Raw genomic sequence first — 17220 nt, 5'->3', positions numbered from 1 at the left:
ACTGGCCCACCAAGCTATTCCGAGCTTTCTCCCCAGAGCAGCCCGCCGAGCTGCTGCGCGATGTCGCGGCGCACCTGATCCGTCATGTGCTGGTATCGCACGGCCATTGCCGAGTTCGACCAGCCCATGATGCCCATCACCGCGCGGCCGGAGACGCCGAGAACCAGGAGGACGGTGGCGGCGGTGTGCCGGGCGTCGTGGAGCCGGCCGTCCCGCACTCCGGCGAGTTTGAGCAGCCGTTTCCACTCGTCGTAGTCCGTCGCCTGATGGATCGCCTGGCCGGTTGGCGAGGCGAACACCCACCCTTCATCGTGCCAGAGCTGTGCGGCGGTTTCACGCTCGACGTCCTGCCCCTTGCGGTGCTGCCGGAGTAGTTCGATCAGGGCATCCGGCAGACCGATGGAACGGCGGCCGGCGCGAGATTTGGTGTCCGCCGCTACCGGCCGCTCGTTCACCCGGTCCGGGCACTGGCCGGGCAACTTCTGCTCGCACTTCCCGTCGCAGCCGTGCCGCCATTTCGGCCGGAGAAGCGCGCGGCGCACCGTCAGCGTCCCGTTCTCCAAATCCACATCAGGCCATTTCAGGCCGAGCGCTTCACCTTGGCGCAGCCCGAGGGCCAGCGCTACCGCCCACCTGGCGCTGTTCCTCCGAGAGGCCGCCGCGCGTAGGATCGCCTGCACCTCGGGGACGGTGTACGGCTGCACCTCGGAATCCGGGAGGCGGGGCGGCCTGGCCAGCGCGGCGGGATTCCGGGCGAGGTGCCCGCGACGCACCGCCTCGCCGAGCGCCGTGCGGATGGTTCGGTGCGCCTGATGGGCAGTGCCGGCCGCGCTGCCGTTGGCCATCATTCGGACGTACAGCTTCTCCAGGTGCTCCGGCTCCAGGCGGTCGAGACGGTGGGCACCCACGCCGGGGATCAGGTGCCGGCGGACGGCGACCCGGTAGCCGTCGAGGGTGTTCGTGCGGACCACCGGGCCGGCGATGTTCTCGACCCAGTGCGTGAGCCACTTCTCGACCGTCCAGCGCTGCCCCGGCTTCCGTGCGGTGCCGTTGTCGCGCTCGCGCTCCAGGGCGCGAACCTTGCGAATCACCTCGGCCTCGGTCTTCGCCTGGACGTGCCGGCGGTCCGGCTTGCCGTTGTCCTTGACGCCGACGGTGACGCGGCCGTGCCAGTAGCCGTCGCCGCCCTTGTAGATGCTGGATGCGCCGTTCGGTTTGCGTCCCACTGGCTGGCTCCTTTCGTCAGGCGGCGTGGTCGAGGTGGGTTGGTTCGGCGAGCAGGTTCCGCACGTATTCGTCGAGGCAGAAGGTGGGGACGCGGCGGAGGCGGCCGATGGTGACGGTGCGGATTTGGCCGGTCTTGATGAGGGCGTACATGGTGGTGCGGCCGATGCCGAGTCGGTGGGCGGCTTCTTCGATGGTCAGGACGACGCGGTTTTCTGGCGTGGGCACGTCTTCTCTCCGTGGTTCCGGTGGGTTGAGAGCGCCGGTGGCTGGCGTTTTCGGCGGGCGAGGGTGACTTGCTAGGTGTGGCGGGCGGATCGATGGAGGCCGTTAGAGTGGCCGGCTGAGAGGGCCGTAGAGGCAAGATCTCGGGCGGGGCGGTGTTAGGCGATGGGCGGAACCGGCTGTGTGGCTCTGAGCGGGTCGGCTTGCGCGGTTGGGTTGCGGTGGTGGGTGCTTGTTTGTGGGAGGGGCTGAACCATCTCGGCATCTCGGCATCTCGGCAAAGGTGCCGTTGAGCTGGGCAAACGTCTGCCGAGATCGTTCCGGGTTCGCTGAGCCATCTCGGCAACCGGCTGTCATCTCGGCAGAAGGGTGCCGAGATGCCGAGATCGACGGTTGTCGACTGCCTTGATCTCGGCAGGGTGTTCTCCCAGCTCAAGGGTTGGTTCTGCCGAGATGCCGAGATGCCGAGATGGTTCAGCGGGTTTCAGCCCTCGTGGTGTTCGACCCAGAACACGGCCCGGTTGCCGCGCTCGTGTTTCCCGGCCCGGATGACGTGCTCACCGCGCCACCGCCCGGCTTGACCGGTGAGGAGCCGGCCGAGTTGCAGGGGGTTGGGCAGTCGTCCGGCGGCGGTGGTGATGAACTGCCCGTCCCACGGGTCGTGGGCGTCGCTGCCGAGGTGCAGGGGTTCGGCGTCTTGCCGGAGTTCGGCGGCGGTCATCGCACGGCCGCCGTGGCGGTCGTGCCAGGTGGTGAGGAACGCGCGCCAGCGCGTTTCGTCTTCATCGATCTCGCGGACGTCGGCGGCGTTGGTGAGGAACCCGTCGATGCCGTGATGCGCCAGGAACCCGCCGAGGGCTTGCGCCCAGGGGGTGAATTGCCGCATGGACAGCCCGCCGAGGCGGGGTGCGCCTTGGCGGGTCCAGTCGAGGACGAGGACCAGGAGGTGCCACAGGACGGTGAGTTGGTTGGCGGGGTCGGTGATCCATTGGTCGAGGTGGGGGATGCCGAACCCGGATTGGTCGCGCAGTTCGGGGCGGGGCATGTTCGGGTCGAGGTGCACGCGGACGGTGCGGGAGGCCATGTCTCCGCCGACCTGGAGGTTGTTGCCGGTGGCCATCCACAGCCGGTCGTTGACGGTGGCGATGTTCCGCGACGCGCCCAACTGGCGGTCGGACCACACGCCGGTGGTGACGAGTTGGGCGAGCACGGCGGAGTCGATGACGGTGCCCTCGGCGAGGTTGTCCCAGATGACCACGCCGACCTGCTCGGCGAGGACGGCGGTGATGGACTTGCGCAGCTCTTCGTCCGCGTAGGCCCAGGGCATGACGCGCTGCCCGTAGAGCATGCCGGGGCCGGCGGTGAGGATCGTCTTACCGCTCGACGGCATGGTGGCGTCGATCAGCGCAAAGGGGGTCAGCGAGCGGGTGAAGTGCCGCAGGATCGGGGTGGCGAGCAGCGCCACGTAGTTGGCGCGATCGGCAGCCGATGCCCAGGGGAAATCGCGCAGGAACCGGGAGAGCAGAAACGTGCGCGCCTCGGCGACCTGCTCGGGGGTGGGTTCGTCGGGGACGGGCGGCAAGGCCACCCGGGAGGCGAGGTAGAGGCCGGTGGCGGGGTCGTAGCCGGGTTGCTGCAACAGGGTGCCGTCGCGGCGCAGCACCGGAGCGCCGATGATCCCGCGCAGCGGCGGCACGCCCGGCCACGTCTTCCCGGCGAGCACCGAGGACAGGATGTCCCGGGGCGGGGTCACCTCGTCTTCGAACATCTCCGGGTCGCCGGTGTCGCTCTTGCGGGTCTTCAGCTTGTAGACGTAGGCGTGCTCGGCGAGCAGGCCGGCGAGGCCGGCGGGGTTGACCACGCTGGCGGACACCGGCAGCGGGGAGTCCTCGTCGGCGGCGGTGGGCAGGCCACCGGAGACGGCTTCCATGTGGACCAGCGCCCCGGCCGACACGTAGGTGTCGGGCAACAGCCCGTCGATGAGCGCGGCCTTGAGCACGCGGATGGTTTCCGGGCCGGACCCGATCTGGAGTCGGCTGGTCATGCGGCCCTACCCAGGTTGCCGAGGGTGCGGGGGTTGCGGGTGCCCACGCGCAGACCGGACGCGATCGTGCGCGCGACTTCCCCGGCCGGCAGGCCGATGGACAGGGCGGCCGGTTCCAGGACGGCGGTGACGTCGTCGTCAGTGAGCGCGCCCCCGGCGGCGAGTTGGCCGAGCGCCACGGCTGAGGTGAACAGGGCGTGGTTGCGCTGCCCATCCGGGGCGGCGGTCAGGCGGGCGACCTGGCGGCGGATCGCGGCGGCGACGTACCGACCGTGCCGTTCGGCGGGCAGGGTCACCGCGGCTGCCGGCCGGGCCGGTCGCGGCGCGGGTGTGAGCAGCCCGGCAAGCCACCCGGGCAGCGGCGCAGGGTCGACGTCCAGCGCCACCGAGTAGGGATAGCCGGCGACGGTGCTGCCGGCGGCGACGACGTAGCCGCCGTGGGCGCGGGTGTCGACCTTCCAGCCGAGGCCGCCCCGGTCGCCGGTGGTGTTGCGCAGGGCCGGGCCGGCGACGGGGTGGCGGTAGTAGAGGTGGGTGCCGCCGCTGCCGGTGCCCACGGTGTAGGTGGCGTCGACGCCGGTGCGCGGTGGGGCGTCCAGGCCGAACCCGTCGAGCGGGTTGATCGGGGTGCCGTGGCGGGCGGCGAGGGTGGCGAACACGTCCCACCCGTCGCATACCCCCGCCCACTCCGGCGGCGGGGTGTCGTCGGGGCGCTTGGGCACGTCCAGGTCGACCACCACCAGCCCAGATGGGCCGCACGCGATGCCGATGCCGTAGGGGCGGGACGACCAGGCGCGGCGGATGCGGTCGGGGTCGGTGGTGGCGCGCTGCTCCCACCCGAGGTGCCCGGCACGGCAGCGTGGGTCGCGGCCGGCGCAGTCGTCTGCGGTGTGGTCGGGGAACGCGGGCCGCTTGTCGTTCGGCCGCAGCGGGAAGACGTGCCAGCCGCGCCCTGCGTGGGCGAGCGCAGCGGCGAGCAGGTCAGACATGGGAACTCCTATCCAGCGTCGAGCGGCGGTCAGGCGGGCCGGCGGTGGGCGCGGGCGGCGTCGAGGTCGATCAGCGCGCCCCCGGTGTTGTCCGGGGCGCGGGTCGGCTGCTTGCCGGTCGCCACGGCCAAGCGCAGGTAGAGCCGGTGGCGGCCGGCGTCGGCACCGGTCAGCGGCCGGCGGGTGCCGTGCTGAACCATCCGGCCGGCGACGGTCAGCGCGGCGGTCGCGGCGTCGAGCTCGGCCGGCGTGCCGGTCATCCAGACTTCGAGGCCGCCGGTGAGGTGCGGGTCGCGGGGGGATGCGCCGTCGCGGCGCGGCGCGGGCATCACGCGGCCCTGCCGGGTCGCGGCCGGGCGGCGATGGCGGCGCGGGTGACGGCTTGGCGCAGGTCGCCGAGCAGCCCGACCAGTTGGCGGCGGGCGGCTATCTCGCCGGGGGCGAGGGCGACCCTGACGCGCACCTCGGCGTGCTCCCGGCCGGCGCCGGTCCGCACCCGCACCAGCACGGCACGGGCGCGGCCGGCGACGTCGACCACGATGTCCTCGGAGCGATGCTCGCCGAGGTTGCAGCGGTGGTCCCGTCCGCACCATGCAGGGTGCTCCGGTCGGCGGGTCATCGGTGGCCGTCGCGGTACTCAGCGCGGATGTGGTCGAGCAGCCGGCGGCCGGCGCGGACGCGGATGCCGGTGCCGTCGCAGCGGCGGCAGTCGCGTCGGGTGCCGATGGCCGTGCGGTGGTAGCGGCGGCCGTGGCAGCGGCGGCAGCGCCCCCACGGCGAGGCAACACACACGACCAGGTAACACAGTGCGTAACCAAGGACGGTGAGGCTAGCGAGCAGGGCGATGGTGGTCACGAAACGCCTCCACGAGCCGGTTTGAGGGTGCAGACGGTCGACGCCACTAGGAACTAGGGCACTGGCCAGGATTGGGATAGGTCGCTAGCGGGGGTGCTAGGTCTAGCGGGGGGTGCCGCTAGACCTAGCGACCACACGCTGTCCGGGTTAGGCGGCTTTGTCTCCGCGCCGCTTGTTACGTTCCGCGACCGCGTCGGTGATGTCGGCGCGGTCGATGCCGCGCCGGTTGGCGCCCTTGCCGGTGGCCGGGTCGGTGCCCCAGACCTGCCCCGTGGTGATCCCGTAGGGCTTGAGCGCGGCGGTGAGCTGGTCGCGGGTCAGGTCCCCGTATGCCTCGGGGTTGAGGTCGGCCAGGCGCTCGGTCAGCGTCTCGGCCCACACCTTCGGCTCGGTCGCGGGGACCACGGTGAGGATGTCGTCCAGCAGCGTGTCCCGGCGGGCCGCCGGGGTCGGCGCTGCCTGGCCGATGGCGTGCCCGGTCAGGGTGCCGGCCGCCTCGCGTAGGGCGCGCGCCCGGTCGGTGATCTTTTCGGCGGTCGGTCCGTCGACGTAGAAGGTGCGGACGATCTGCGCGTCGTCGGCCGCGCCGACCAGGTAGCCGACGCCCTTGTCTTTCTTGGCGAACATCGTGGCGCGGATGCCGTTTTTGTAGGCCGAGGTGCCGAGGATCATGTCGTTTTCGATCTGGCCCATGACCCGCAGGCAGAACCGCGTGCCCGCGTTCGCGCTGACACCGGTGGGGAGGCTCTTGGCGTCCGGCCGCTGCGTGGCGACCACGAGGATGACGCCCAGGGCGCGGCCGAGCTTGATGATTTTCTCGGCCAGCTCGCCGGCTTCCTTGCCGAACTCCGGGTGGGAGAACAGCTCCTGCACCTCATCGAGGGCCACGACCAGCCAGTGCAGGCCCAACTTCTTGCGGCGGGCCAGTTCCGGCGTGACCTTGTTGTCCGGGCACACCGTCTTCGGCAGGCCCTTGATGATGGCGGCGCGGCGCTGGCATTCCTTGCGCAGCTCCCGCAACGCCAACAGCCCTTCCTCGGCGGTGTCGTCGTCCTGCCCCGAGGCGTACCGGGCCGACACCTTCTCCAGGGGGTCGAGGCCGCCGGTGCCCTTGAAGTCGAAGTACCACAACTCCGCGTACGGGTCGAGGGCGGCGGCCAGCATCGGCACCTGAGTGGCGGCGGTCTTGCCGTAGCCGGGAATCGACCCGATCAGCAGGTTCGTGTACGGCAGCTCGAAGGAGATGATCCGGCCGCGCGGGTCGGTGCCGAACGGCACCGGCCGGCCGAGGTCGAACCCGCCGGACGCCTTGAGCAGCGGCCATACAGCCGGCTTCGTCGCGGCCATGTCCTGATCGCCCACCCACAGCAGCAGTCGGCCGGGATGCACCTCCGGCTGCCCTTCGGGCCAGACGCAGCCGAGGGGGCGGGTGAGGCCGGCGGCGAGCCGGTCCCGCCGCTCAATCACGTCCCCGGCCGTCACACCGGGCGGGAGGTCGATGTCCGCCCGCCAGCCGGGGCCGTCGCGCACGATCGGGGCGGTGAAGCCGATCGCCCGGTGACCCTGCTTGGCGATGGCCTGGGTGATGCCGGAGATGCCGAGCACGGCCAGGGCGCGCACCACCACGTCCGAGGTCAGCCGCGCCACGCGGGGCACGACCACGGCGGTGTCGAGCAGCGGCTTGTCGGCCGGCTGACCGAGCAGCCCGCAGAGCGTCACCAGCAGCGCCAGCACCGCCCACCGCGCCCACAACGGGGCCAGGGCGACCGCGACGCCACCGGCGAGGGTGACGGCGAGGGTGAAGGTGGCGACGATGCCGCGCCATCGCACCCGCCGGTCCCGCTGCCGCGACAGCTTCAGGTACAGCTCACCGTCCCTGCTCTGGGAGGTGGCCTGCCGGTGCGGCTCGCCTTCCCAGTCGAACAGCCACCGAACCGCCCCCGACACCAGCCGGCCCGCACCGGCCGGGGCGCGGAACGCGAGTTTGCCGGCGTACTTCGGCAGGCGGGTGCCGTGGTAGGCGGCGGTGTGCAGCAGATGCCCCACCGCCCACCGCATCACGTCGCGCAGCTCGGCACCGGACCGCAGCCACGCGGGCAGGATCGGGCGGCGCTGGCCGGCGCGGACACCGTCGAGGGTGAACCGCGGGGAGCGCTGCGCGGCCAGCGAGTCGACCAGCATCGGCCCGCCGTCGGGGGTGCGGGCGGCGCGGGCGGCGTCGAGGTCGAGCACCTCGGCGTCCGGGCCGGCCGGGTCGGTCAGGTCACGCTCGGCGGCGTGCCAGTCGAAACGGTCGTCATCGTGGGGGGACGTCATGATGGGGGTTCCTCCATCTGATCCGTGAGGGTTGGGGATGAGGGCCGGCGGCGCGGCCGGGTTGTCGAGGCCGTAGGCCGCGCCGCCGGGCGCGGTCAGCTGTGGTTCGCCTTGCGCTGCTGGGCCTGGGACGCCAATCGCTGCTGGATCGCCTTGGCGGTGAACATCTGCGGGTTGGTCTTCTGCGCCCGGCGAGACAGGTCCGCCATCTGCCGGTCGCTGATCGTGTTTGGGACGGTCGGCTTGTCCATCACCTCCGGCCCTTCCGGCGGCCGATGGCGGTCGCGCCGTTGCCGATCGCGCACTGCCCGGTGACCGTGACGCTGCCGGTGTTCACCGTGCCGCCGCTGCTGGCGGTGGTGGGGTCGAAGTTGTAGTGCCCGTCGGTGCAGATCGCGAGGGTGCCGGTGTCGTCGATCGACACGCTGCGGAAGCCCTTGCCGCACTGGTTGCAGGACGAGATCGCCACGGGATGTTCCTCCTTGTCGGGCTGCCAACGGGTCTGGCAACCTCCGCGCCCCACCGGGCCGCCGGTGGGGGTCGGGCCGGTGGGGGCGGGGGTGGTCAGATCGCGCAGAACAGGGCGGCGATGAACAGGAACCCGTAGTGCCAGGACTGGTCGAGGGCGTAGGCGCCGGTGCCGAGGGAGGGGTTGTCGTCGTGGCCGGGGCGGGGCGTGCCGAGGGCGTGGAAGCGGGCCGAGCCGAGCGCGTCGGCGATCCGCTTGAGCGGGGTGCGCCGGTCGGCGATGTAGTGCGACACCGCCGACACGGTCAACCCGACGCCGACGCCCCACGGGTCCAGCCGCAGCCCGGTGGCCAGCAGCAGCACGGTTAGGGCGACGAGGGCGGTGAGGGTGTAGGTGGTGACGTGGGCGGCGCAGGCGATGCGGCCGGGCCAGCCGGGCAGGCCCTTGCAGTCGGCTTGGTGCTGGGTTTGTACCCAGTGGTCGGCGACCTGGTGGGCGACGTAGAGGGCGGCGAACACGGCGGCGAAGGTGGCGGCGTGGACGCCGCTGGGGTCTGCTGCGAACATGGGTGTCTCTCCCGAAGTCTGTTGAGGGCTGAGGGGTGGAGGGCCGGCGGCGCGGCGCTGGTTTCCAGGCCGATGGGCCGCGCCGCCGGGCTAGCTAGTCGTGCGTGCGGACGAGGTGCGCGAGTGCGGCGCCCATGCCGAGCACCGCCACGGGCAGGCAGGCGACGGCGGTGGTGATCCACCAGGGGGCCGAGTCGATGCCGGCGGCGACCAGGAGGTGGTAGGCGACCTGACCGAGCGCGCCGACGATGAGGGAGCCGAGGGCGGACCACTTGGCGAACCGCAGCGCCGGAGCGGGCACGCGGCCGGACAGCCACACGTAGAGCGCGTACGCGCCGTACGTCTCGACCCCGATCGGCAGGGTGATCGCCGAGTTGATGGAGAACCCGTCGACGATGCCGGGTAGCGGATGGACGATGCCGAACCCGGTGAGTCCGCCGAGGCCGACCCACCCGGACCAGATCGCCACGAACGCCGGCAGCGCCAGCAGCATCACCGGCCACGCCACCGCCCGGCGGGACGGCGTCGGCGGGGTAGGCGTATCCGGGTGACCGACCGTCGTTACCTGCTCGACCGGCTCTGCGGCCGGGACCGCCGGGGCGGGCGTCGGGTCCGGCTCGGTCACGTTCTCGGGCCGGGTGTCCGCCGGGTCCGTCCGGGGCGTAAGGAACGACCCCCGCAGCGCCATCACCGTGCGCAGCGTCTCGGCGCGGTCGGCCGCCCGGTCCGGCTCGGGCACCACCGGGGCCGGCACGGTCCGGGCTGTGTACTCGGACGGATCGAGCGGCACCGACGGCGGGTGCAGCAGAGGCGCGGGGTCCGGGCCGATCGGCTCGGCGTACAGCCACGGGTCGGCCGGCGGCTCCTCGTCAGTGCCCGTGCGGTCGAAAGCCTCGTCGAGGTCGCGGTGTACGGCCTCCTCGGTCAGCAGATTCCGCAGTTCACTCGCCTTCGGGGCACCGATGCGGAAGGTCTGCATCAGCCGGTTCCGCGAGGGCACCTCGCCCAACTCCTCGGTGAGCTTCCGGGCGGCGGGCAACAGCTCCTCAATGGGCTGGGGGTACTTGGTGCCGTTCAGGGTGGGGGCGGTCATGCTGCGTCCTCCTGAGGAAAGGCGCACGCGAGGCATTCGCCCAGCGAGCGCGGGATGAAGTAGGACCGGACAGTGCCGCACGTCGGGCATGTCCGCCGGGCCGTGAGCGCCTTGCCGATCGCGGCCCGCTGCGCCGGGGTGGCGGTGCGCTTCGGCGCGGCGAGGTCGACCCGGTAGAGGTAGGCGGCGCGGGTACCGCCGACGCCGGACCAGAGGATCTGAGCGGCGACCGGCTGACCGCCGGGGCGTAGACCGGCGGCGGTCAGTTGGCGGCGGGTGGCGTAGCCGGGTGGGGCACCTCGCCACAAGTAGGTGGGGATGCCGTACCGCGCGCCGGCCGGATCGAAGTAGGCGGTGCGGATGCGGGACATCAGGCCGCGCGGCCCGGGGTGGTGCGGGTGGTCAGGTCGGCGGCGGCGCGGGTGACGCGGGCCTCGGCCCGGCGCAACCTGCGCCAGTCCAGGGCGGTCGGGCCGCCGTGGTCCTCGGCGTAGAGCAGGGTGATTTCGGCGTCGAGCATGTCCAGCTCGGCGGCGATCAGCGGCCACTCCGCCTCGATCGCGGCCAGATCGGCGGCGGTCGGCTCGGTCGTGACGGGGGCGAGGTGCTGTCTCACGGATACCTCCGGGGGAGTCGATGAATTGGGAAGGCTGCCGTGTCTTCGAGTCATACGGACAGCCAGTCCCAGGACGTTTTGTGCAAGTTGCAGAAGCCGAAGCCGCGTGCCGAGATCCGGCCCGCTCGCCCTGCTCGCCCGGGATCTACCGGGGTCGGCCACCGTGTGGCTCAAGGCAGGGATGCCGCAGACGGATCCACGCGGCGCTTCTGCTGTGAAGTTCTGAATGAACGACCACACGACCGGCCCGTGGGCGCGCAGCGCAGGCGCTACCTTCCCCGGCTTCCGCTCGGCTTGTTGCACCTGGCTAGTCAGGTGCAACAAGCCGAACGTAAGCCGGCTTGGCTAGTCAGGTCAAGAGGGCGCAGCGAACTTTCCCAACTTGGCTAGTCAGCGCTACCGTGATCCGGTGAGCGAGAACCTTGACTTCCTCGGCAAGCTGGACCCCGACGACCCCAAACAGGCCTCGCAGCAGATCGCGAACAAGCTGCGGGCCGCCATCCTCACGCGCCGGCTCGCCCCCGGCGACAAACTGCCGTCGCAACCAGACCTAGCCGCCCGCTACGGCGTGGCGCGAGAGACGGTCAAGCGAGCCTTGGACCTGCTCCGGGCAGAGCGGCTGATCGTGTCCCGGCAGGGCAGCGGAGCGTTCGTCCGCGCGCAGACCCAGCGTGCCGTGGAACTGCGGCCACACATCGAAGCCTCATTCGAGAGGCCGCACGTCACCATCGACTTCGCCGGATTCTCAGGCGAGACGCTGCGAGACGCTCTCGCTGAAGCGCTCGACAAGGTGCGGGTAGGCAGGCTCGCGCCGGAGACGATCGCGGTGCGGGTCCTGATCTCCGACATGACAGTGCCCATGGCGCTGCCCGCTCGGGCCGAGACTCAGGCGGACGATCCAGCGGTGCGAGAGCGGGCCGAGCGCATTACGCGCCGGGCGGCAGACGGGATCATCGACCAGGTAGCCGAGTTGGGCGACCTTGGTCTGATCCGCTCAACCACGGTGGAGGTGCGGATGCATCGAGCATCGCCCCTGTTCAAGCTCTACATCCTGAACGGCGAAGAAGTCTTCTACGGCTTCTACCCGGTCATTGAGCGCACCGTCTCGATCAAGGGCGAGCCCATGGCGATCTACGACCTGATGGGCAAGGACGTGCCGCTGTTCCACTACGCGGTGACCGACGACGACACCTCGCACGGCACGCAGTTCGTGGAGGCGTCCCGCCAGTGGTTCGACTCGGTGTGGTCGACCATCGCCTACCGGTATGACGGATGAGCGCCGACCTCGGCCGCCTGCTCGGTGGAGTCCGAGCGGTGCTGCTCGACTTCGACGGCCCGGTGTGCAGTATCTTCGCCGGACACCCGGCGCCGCAGGTTGCCGGCGAACTGGTCAACGTGCTCCGGCGGCGAGGAGTCGACGTGCCGCCCGGCCTCGCCAGCGAGCAGGACCCACTTGAGGTGCTGCGCCGCACCGGGGCGACTGGGAACCAAGGCGACACAAGGGCTATTGAGGACGCGCTCTGCGCTGCCGAACGCCAAGCCGCCGAGACAGCGCAGCCTACGCCATATGGCCGAGAAGTAATCGTCGCGGCATGGCAACTGGGTGTCGCCGTGGCAGTCGTTAGCAACAACTCTGCTGATGCTGTCACCGCCTATCTGAAAAAGCACCGACTTGCTGCGTACATCTCACCGATCGTTGGACGTCCTTATGCCGAGCCTACGCGCATGAAGCCCAACCCTGAGCCTGTCCTGAATGCCGTCCGCGCTCTTAGCGCAGCTCCGGGCCAATGCGTCCTAATTGGCGACTCGTTGTCGGACATTGAGGCGGGCCAAGCGGCCGGAGTACAAGTCATTGGGTATGCGAATCGGGCAGCTAAGGTAGCCGCGTTTCGCGCCGCTGGAGCGACTCAGGTAATAACCGGTATGGATATAGTGGCCAACTTGCTAGTAGAGCGTGCAACGTTGTGAGTCAAGTCATGCGTCATCATTCTGCGCAACTAGCAGGGCCGGACTCAGTACCGCCCTGCGGCGCGTCCAATACGGACAAAGATCGAAATTGGACCAGTATAGTAGGAATTAGTTCTACCATTACCATCAGTCGCATTGACGGCAGGCGCTAACATTCCAAGCATGCACCGGAGCCCTCTTGCGGTACTTGTCAACGAACTTTGGGAATATGTAGTCGATTCTCTGAGGTCCTTCGCATTGGGGCTTTGGTTGGTTACTAGACACTGGCCCGCATTTCAGGCACTTCCACTCGCTCGAACCCTAAATGGCAACTGGACCGCAATCGTAGGCCGCCACAGCACTAACCCTCATGGACCAGCAGCGTCTACGATTCTCGCGAGCCGAAGCGTTGCGACACGGTCAGCCATTCACAATAAATGGATATTTAGAACGTTGCTCGCTGGCGCTGCACCATTCGTAGCATTAGCTGCGGTCATCGCCATACCAACCATTTCCACAGCACTGCTCGACGTGCATCTGCCTGTGGGGGTAAAGATCGTATTGGCAATGGTGGCATCCCTGCTGTGCGTACTCCTTACCCTCTTATTTGGTTTTTTAGCTCGCATTCCTCCACTCTCACTCATCCCCTTGATGGGCAGTGTAATGGAATTAGGGAGCGCGGTGCTTGCCGCATGGTGGATGCTCCGCGGAGATGGGAGCCTCACACTAAGGAACCTTTTAGACCAGTCAGCGCTAACGGCAGAAGAAGCGGCTGACGCCATAGATGTTGTACGAACATTTATGGTGACCTTAACGCTATACATTGCCTCAACTGCCGCTCTTGATTTGTGGTGGCGACTGACTGGATTCAGGTCGCTTGGCGAAATCCTAAGCCGGCGGGTCAACGGGTACCCGCCTCCAGCACACATCGTGGTCGAATCGTACCTGCGCCTAATTTCAAGCATTGACCAGCATAGGTCTCAACTGCGTAGAAGAACTGTAAAGAAAAGACTGGTTTCGACCATACGAATTACGCGGGAGGAAATGGTAGCCGAAGTCGATCGCTGCGTTAAGAGCTACGGTGGCAGCGCTTCGGATAGGCACCTTTATCGGGGAAGGGCAGAGTCAATCTCACGTCGTCTCAAAGAGCATGAATTTCAACTCCTCGATTCCATCAGGCCAAACCAGGTTGATTTCATGCTTCAACAAATGACAAGCGACCTCGAATCCTTATGCCTCGACGGATGGCCGGAATCAAACAGCCAGGATGCGCGTACCATTTGGACACGCGCAGCGGGGCTAACTCGACGACTAGTGCCAGCAATAGGTTTGGTGCTCTTCGGCCTGTTTTATGATGAACTGCCTATGGTGGATCCGAAGGCAGCCGGAACAGGAGCCGTTCAGACCGCAATAATTAGCACGGCGGTTGCCGTCTTGTTTGCTTCCGATTTGCCCGCCGAGGGTAGAGCGAGCAGTCTGTTCGGCCGGAGGAGCCGGGACCGGGGGGATCGAGACTAGATTGCAGGCTGACGAGCCAATCGTCGATCGTCTCAGTCATAGTCTCGTTCATCTGCGTACCAGTTCGGCCGGTGACGGCCCCGGCGGGCGTCACACCGCTGGCCCGCACTGTCAAATCCCCTAGCGAACTCAAGCCGGCAGACTTGGAAAGCGTGTTGGGTTAACACCCTCACGAGTTCGAATCTCGTATCCTCCGCTCGCGTGAGCAGGAAGAACGGACAGGGCCGGCCCCCACGGGGACCGGCCCTGAGTCGTCTCCAGGACCCCGGACGGGCGGCGGAACCACCATGACCGGAACCCAGCTGCGCTCCGTCGTCGCGCTCCTGCGCATGTCCCCGCTGGACATCGGCGGCGACGTGGGCAAGATGCGCGACGTCTTCGAGGAGCTGCTCGGCGCGATACCGCTCCCCGAGGACGTGCGTACCGACGCCGTCGACCTGGGCGGCGTGCGCACCCTGAAGGTCACGGCGGGCCCGGACCACGGGGCCGGGGCGGTGCTCTTCCTCCACGGCGGCGCCTACGCCTTCGGCTCCGCCGCCACCAGCGCCAACCTGGCCGCCGACGTCGCCCGCCGCTCCGGCACCACCGCCTACACGGTCGACTACCGGCTCGCGCCGGAGCATCCCTTCCCGGCCGCGGTCGACGACGCCGTGGCCGCCTACCGGGGACTGCTCGACAGCGGCGTCCCGGCCGACCGGATCGCCCTCTGCGGGGAGTCCTCCGGTGGCGGACTCGCCGTCGCGCTCCTGGTCGCGCTCCGGGACGCGGGCCTCCCGCTGCCGACGTCCGCCGCCGTGCTCTCCCCGTGGACGGATCTCACCCAGTCCGGCCGCAGCCTGAGGACCAAGGCGGCGGTCGACCCGACCCTGACCCCCGAGGCCCTCGCCGTCCGCTCCCGCGACTACCTCGCCGGCGCCGACCCGCGCTCCCCGCTCGCCAGTCCGCTCTTCGCCGACCTGCGTGGGCTGCCTCCGCTGCTGGTCCAGGCGGGCACCCACGAGATCCTCCTCGACGACGCCCTCCGGCTGGCAGCCGAGGCGGCCGACGCCGACGTGGCGGTCACCCTCCAGACCTTTCCGAACGCGCCCCACGTCTTCCAGAGCTTCGCTGCGGTGCTGAGCCCGGCGGCGACCGCCCTGGACGCGGTCGCGGCCTTCCTCCGCACCCACCTCGACCAGGCCGCCGGCTGACCGGCGGATCAGCCGATCCGCCCCGTCCGGCTTGACCGGTTCAGGCTCTGTCGCCGCCGAGCCCAGGCTTGGACGTGCCTCGATCCGAGGAATCGGGGTGGTGTGGGTGTTGACAAGTTAACCGGTTAATCATAACTATCGTCTATGTCTCCTCTGGGCGGCGGTCGGGGGCAACCGACCGTCGGCCTGTCCGGGCAGAGCAGGTGACACCGGGCGACCCGACCCCCACCCGGCCGGGCGACCCTCCGCACCCATCACCCGTCCCAGGAGATCCACATGACCCACCGCGTACGCGCCCGGGGCCTGCTGGCCGGCGCGGCGGCAGCCGTCACCGTGCTGTCCGCCGCCCTGGTCAGCATGCCCAGCGCGCAGGCCGCCGCCGCCACCTGTCAGGTGCAGTACCAGGTCACCAACGACTGGGGATCCGGCGCCACCACCAACCTGATCATCACGAACACCAGCACCACCCCGGTCAACGGCTGGACCCTCGCCTGGACCTTCCCCGGCAACCAGGTCGTCGGCGACATCTGGAACGCCACGAAGACCCAGTCCGGCGCCAACGTGACCGCCACCAACGTCAGTTACAGCGCCGGGATCCCGGCGAACGGCGGCACCGTCAGCTTCGGCTTCAACGTCACCTACAGCGGGTCCAACCCGGCCCCGACCGCCTTCACCCTCAACGGGGCGGCCTGCGGCGACCCGACGCCCGGCCCGAGCGGCACCCCGACCAGCACGCCCAGCCCCAACCCCACCAGCCCGAGCCCGACCCCGAGCCCGACCGGCACCGCGCCGGCCGGCAACCTGGCGCTCAACCGGCCGACCACCGCGTCGTCCAACGAGAGCACCAGCCTCTCGTCGAACCTCGCGGTGGACGGCAACGGCGCGACCCGCTGGTCCAGCCTCTACACCGACCCGCAGTGGATCCAGGTCGACCTGGGTGCCACGTACCCGATCGCGCAGGTCAACCTGCGTTGGGAGGCGGCGTACGGCAAGGCGTACCAGCTCCAGACCTCGACCGACGGGACCACCTGGACCCCGGTCTACAGCACCACCACCGGCGACGGTGGGCTCGACGCCCTCACGGTCACCGGCAGCGGCCGGTACGTCCGGATGTCCGGCACGGCACGCGGCACCGCCTGGGGCTACTCGCTCTACGAGTTCGAGGTGTACGCGGTGAAGCCGCCCACCCCGCCGGGCCCCAACTGCGGGCAGGACCCCGCCGACCCGCAGGCGAACTCCAAGGTCCGCAACCTGATCTGCTACCTGAAGACCCACCAGTACGTCAGCGGGCAGACCGACCTGCCGGACGCCGACAAGGTGCAGCAGCTGACCGGCCGCTACCCGGCGATCGTGGCGTTCGACTTCATGGAGTACACCAAGGGCAGCATCCAGACCCAGCAGGTCATCGACTGGGCGAAGTCCCGCAAGGGCATCGTCGCCTTCCAGTGGCACTGGTACTGCCCGCACGGCGGCAACTACTCCGCCCCCTGCGACTTCCAGCCCGACCTGAACAACCCGTCGTCGCAGCTCTACAAGGACATCGACCTGGTGGTCGGTGAGCTGAAGAAGATGGGCGACGCCGGGGTGCCGGTGCTGTTCCGGCCGCTGCACGAGGCCAACAACAACTACATGTGGTGGACCAAGAAGGGCCAGAGCGCCTACCAGCAGCTCTGGCGGCTGATCTACCAGCGCGCCCAGCTCGCCGGGGCGCACAACATCGTCTGGGTCTTCAACGGCATGGCCAGCGGCCAGGGCAGCTCGCTCGCGTCCTGGTACCCGGGCGACGCCTACGTCGACCTGGTCACCTCCGACTACTTCCAGAGCTGGAGCGACTTCGACACCACCAAGGCGGTCAGCGGCAGCAAGACCACCGGGGTGGCGGAGACGTTCAGCCCGCTGAACCCGAACTCCGACGCGCCGTGGCCGTACTTCGTGGTGTGGGCGTCCCGGGACTGGACCGGCAGCGGCAAGGACGTGGCCGGCCTGTGGAAGACCGCGATGGCGAACCCGAAGACCATCTCCATCGACCAACTGCCGGACATGTCCGCCTGGTGACGACCTGATCTCAAAAGGGGCCGGCTCCGCGCGGAGCCGGCCCTTTTGCGGGTACGGACCCGGTTGCGATGATCTGTGCCGGGGCACCCGGACCGGCAGTGGCGGATCCGTCG

The 17220-nt window shown here is 69.4% G+C and carries 17 protein-coding genes; 4 read left to right on the top strand and 13 right to left on the bottom strand.

Translation table 11 applies throughout. The features are described from left to right. Nucleotides 1-14: 14 nt before the first annotated feature. The 13 genes from ABUL08_RS24835 to ABUL08_RS24775 all read right to left on the bottom strand — a co-directional run bounded on the left by ABUL08_RS24835 (nucleotide 15) and on the right by ABUL08_RS24775 (nucleotide 10397). On the bottom strand, nucleotides 15-1226 hold the full coding sequence (locus ABUL08_RS24835) for a tyrosine-type recombinase/integrase (RefSeq protein ID WP_350932385.1): 1212 nt from the start codon (nucleotides 1224-1226) through the stop codon (nucleotides 15-17). A gap of 16 nt (nucleotides 1227-1242) precedes the next feature. Then, the gene (locus ABUL08_RS24830) at nucleotides 1243-1452 is read right to left on the bottom strand and encodes a helix-turn-helix domain-containing protein (RefSeq protein ID WP_350932384.1); all 210 of its coding nucleotides are present in this window, start codon (nucleotides 1450-1452) and stop codon (nucleotides 1243-1245) included. A 481-nt stretch (nucleotides 1453-1933) separates the two neighbouring features. Then, nucleotides 1934-3493 (bottom strand): hypothetical protein, encoded by a 1560-nt coding sequence (locus ABUL08_RS24825; protein WP_350932383.1) that lies wholly within the window; start codon nucleotides 3491-3493, stop codon nucleotides 1934-1936. Further along, nucleotides 3490-4482, bottom strand: a complete 993-nt coding sequence (locus tag ABUL08_RS24820) for a bifunctional DNA primase/polymerase (RefSeq protein WP_350932381.1) — start codon at nucleotides 4480-4482, stop codon at nucleotides 3490-3492. The genes ABUL08_RS24825 and ABUL08_RS24820 overlap by 4 nt, the downstream gene beginning before the upstream one ends. A 29-nt stretch (nucleotides 4483-4511) precedes the next feature. Then, the gene (locus ABUL08_RS24815) at nucleotides 4512-4811 is read right to left on the bottom strand and encodes a hypothetical protein (protein WP_350932380.1); all 300 of its coding nucleotides are present in this window, start codon (nucleotides 4809-4811) and stop codon (nucleotides 4512-4514) included. Then, nucleotides 4811-5101, bottom strand: coding sequence for a hypothetical protein (locus ABUL08_RS24810; RefSeq protein WP_350932379.1), 291 nt, complete (start codon nucleotides 5099-5101; stop codon nucleotides 4811-4813). The genes ABUL08_RS24815 and ABUL08_RS24810 overlap by 1 nt, the downstream gene beginning before the upstream one ends. Continuing rightward, nucleotides 5098-5337 carry a hypothetical protein gene (locus ABUL08_RS24805; RefSeq protein ID WP_350932378.1) on the bottom strand — a complete coding sequence of 80 codons (240 nt, stop codon included), beginning with the start codon at nucleotides 5335-5337 and terminating at the stop codon, nucleotides 5098-5100. Before ABUL08_RS24805 ends, ABUL08_RS24810 begins: the two co-directional genes overlap by 4 nt. 147 nt (nucleotides 5338-5484) lie before the next feature. Further along, nucleotides 5485-7653, bottom strand: a complete 2169-nt coding sequence (locus tag ABUL08_RS24800) for a P-loop NTPase family protein (RefSeq protein ID WP_350932377.1) — start codon at nucleotides 7651-7653, stop codon at nucleotides 5485-5487. Between the two features lie 250 nt (nucleotides 7654-7903). Next, nucleotides 7904-8122 carry a hypothetical protein gene (locus tag ABUL08_RS24795; protein ID WP_350932376.1) on the bottom strand — a complete coding sequence of 73 codons (219 nt, stop codon included), beginning with the start codon at nucleotides 8120-8122 and terminating at the stop codon, nucleotides 7904-7906. A 95-nt stretch (nucleotides 8123-8217) separates the two neighbouring features. Then, nucleotides 8218-8688, bottom strand: a complete 471-nt coding sequence (locus tag ABUL08_RS24790; protein ID WP_350932375.1) for a DUF3307 domain-containing protein — start codon at nucleotides 8686-8688, stop codon at nucleotides 8218-8220. 94 nt (nucleotides 8689-8782) lie between these two features. Beyond that, nucleotides 8783-9781: an ABC transporter permease gene (locus ABUL08_RS24785; RefSeq protein WP_350932373.1), complete on the bottom strand. Its 999-nt coding sequence runs from the start codon at nucleotides 9779-9781 to the stop codon at nucleotides 8783-8785. Then, complete coding sequence (locus ABUL08_RS24780) at nucleotides 9778-10152, bottom strand: RRQRL motif-containing zinc-binding protein (protein WP_350932372.1); 375 nt, start codon at nucleotides 10150-10152, stop codon at nucleotides 9778-9780. The genes ABUL08_RS24785 and ABUL08_RS24780 overlap by 4 nt, the downstream gene beginning before the upstream one ends. After that, complete coding sequence (locus ABUL08_RS24775; RefSeq protein ID WP_350932371.1) at nucleotides 10152-10397, bottom strand: DUF6284 family protein; 246 nt, start codon at nucleotides 10395-10397, stop codon at nucleotides 10152-10154. The genes ABUL08_RS24780 and ABUL08_RS24775 overlap by 1 nt, the downstream gene beginning before the upstream one ends. Before the next feature lie 409 nt (nucleotides 10398-10806). Here ABUL08_RS24775 and ABUL08_RS24770 point away from each other — a divergent pair, with 409 nt between their 5' ends. The 4 genes from ABUL08_RS24770 to ABUL08_RS24755 all read left to right on the top strand — a co-directional run bounded on the left by ABUL08_RS24770 (nucleotide 10807) and on the right by ABUL08_RS24755 (nucleotide 17107). Continuing rightward, nucleotides 10807-11673 carry a GntR family transcriptional regulator gene (locus ABUL08_RS24770; RefSeq protein ID WP_350932370.1) on the top strand — a complete coding sequence of 289 codons (867 nt, stop codon included), beginning with the start codon at nucleotides 10807-10809 and terminating at the stop codon, nucleotides 11671-11673. Further along, a complete protein-coding gene (locus ABUL08_RS24765) occupies nucleotides 11670-12365 on the top strand; it encodes an HAD family hydrolase (RefSeq protein WP_350932369.1) in 696 nt (231 codons plus the stop codon). Before ABUL08_RS24770 ends, ABUL08_RS24765 begins: the two co-directional genes overlap by 4 nt. A gap of 1784 nt (nucleotides 12366-14149) precedes the next feature. Continuing rightward, complete coding sequence (locus ABUL08_RS24760) at nucleotides 14150-15052, top strand: alpha/beta hydrolase (RefSeq protein WP_350932368.1); 903 nt, start codon at nucleotides 14150-14152, stop codon at nucleotides 15050-15052. Between the two features lie 276 nt (nucleotides 15053-15328). Next, entirely contained in the window at nucleotides 15329-17107 is a 1779-nt protein-coding gene (locus ABUL08_RS24755; protein ID WP_350932367.1) for a glycosyl hydrolase, read from the top strand. The last annotated feature ends 113 nt before the right edge of the window (nucleotides 17108-17220 follow it).

The sequence above is a fragment of the Micromonospora sp. CCTCC AA 2012012 genome (assembly GCF_040499845.1).
Taxonomy (GTDB): domain Bacteria; phylum Actinomycetota; class Actinomycetes; order Mycobacteriales; family Micromonosporaceae; genus Micromonospora; species Micromonospora mangrovi.
The sequence above is the reverse complement of the archived record's forward strand: the minus strand, read 5'-3'. Positions and strand labels throughout refer to the sequence as shown.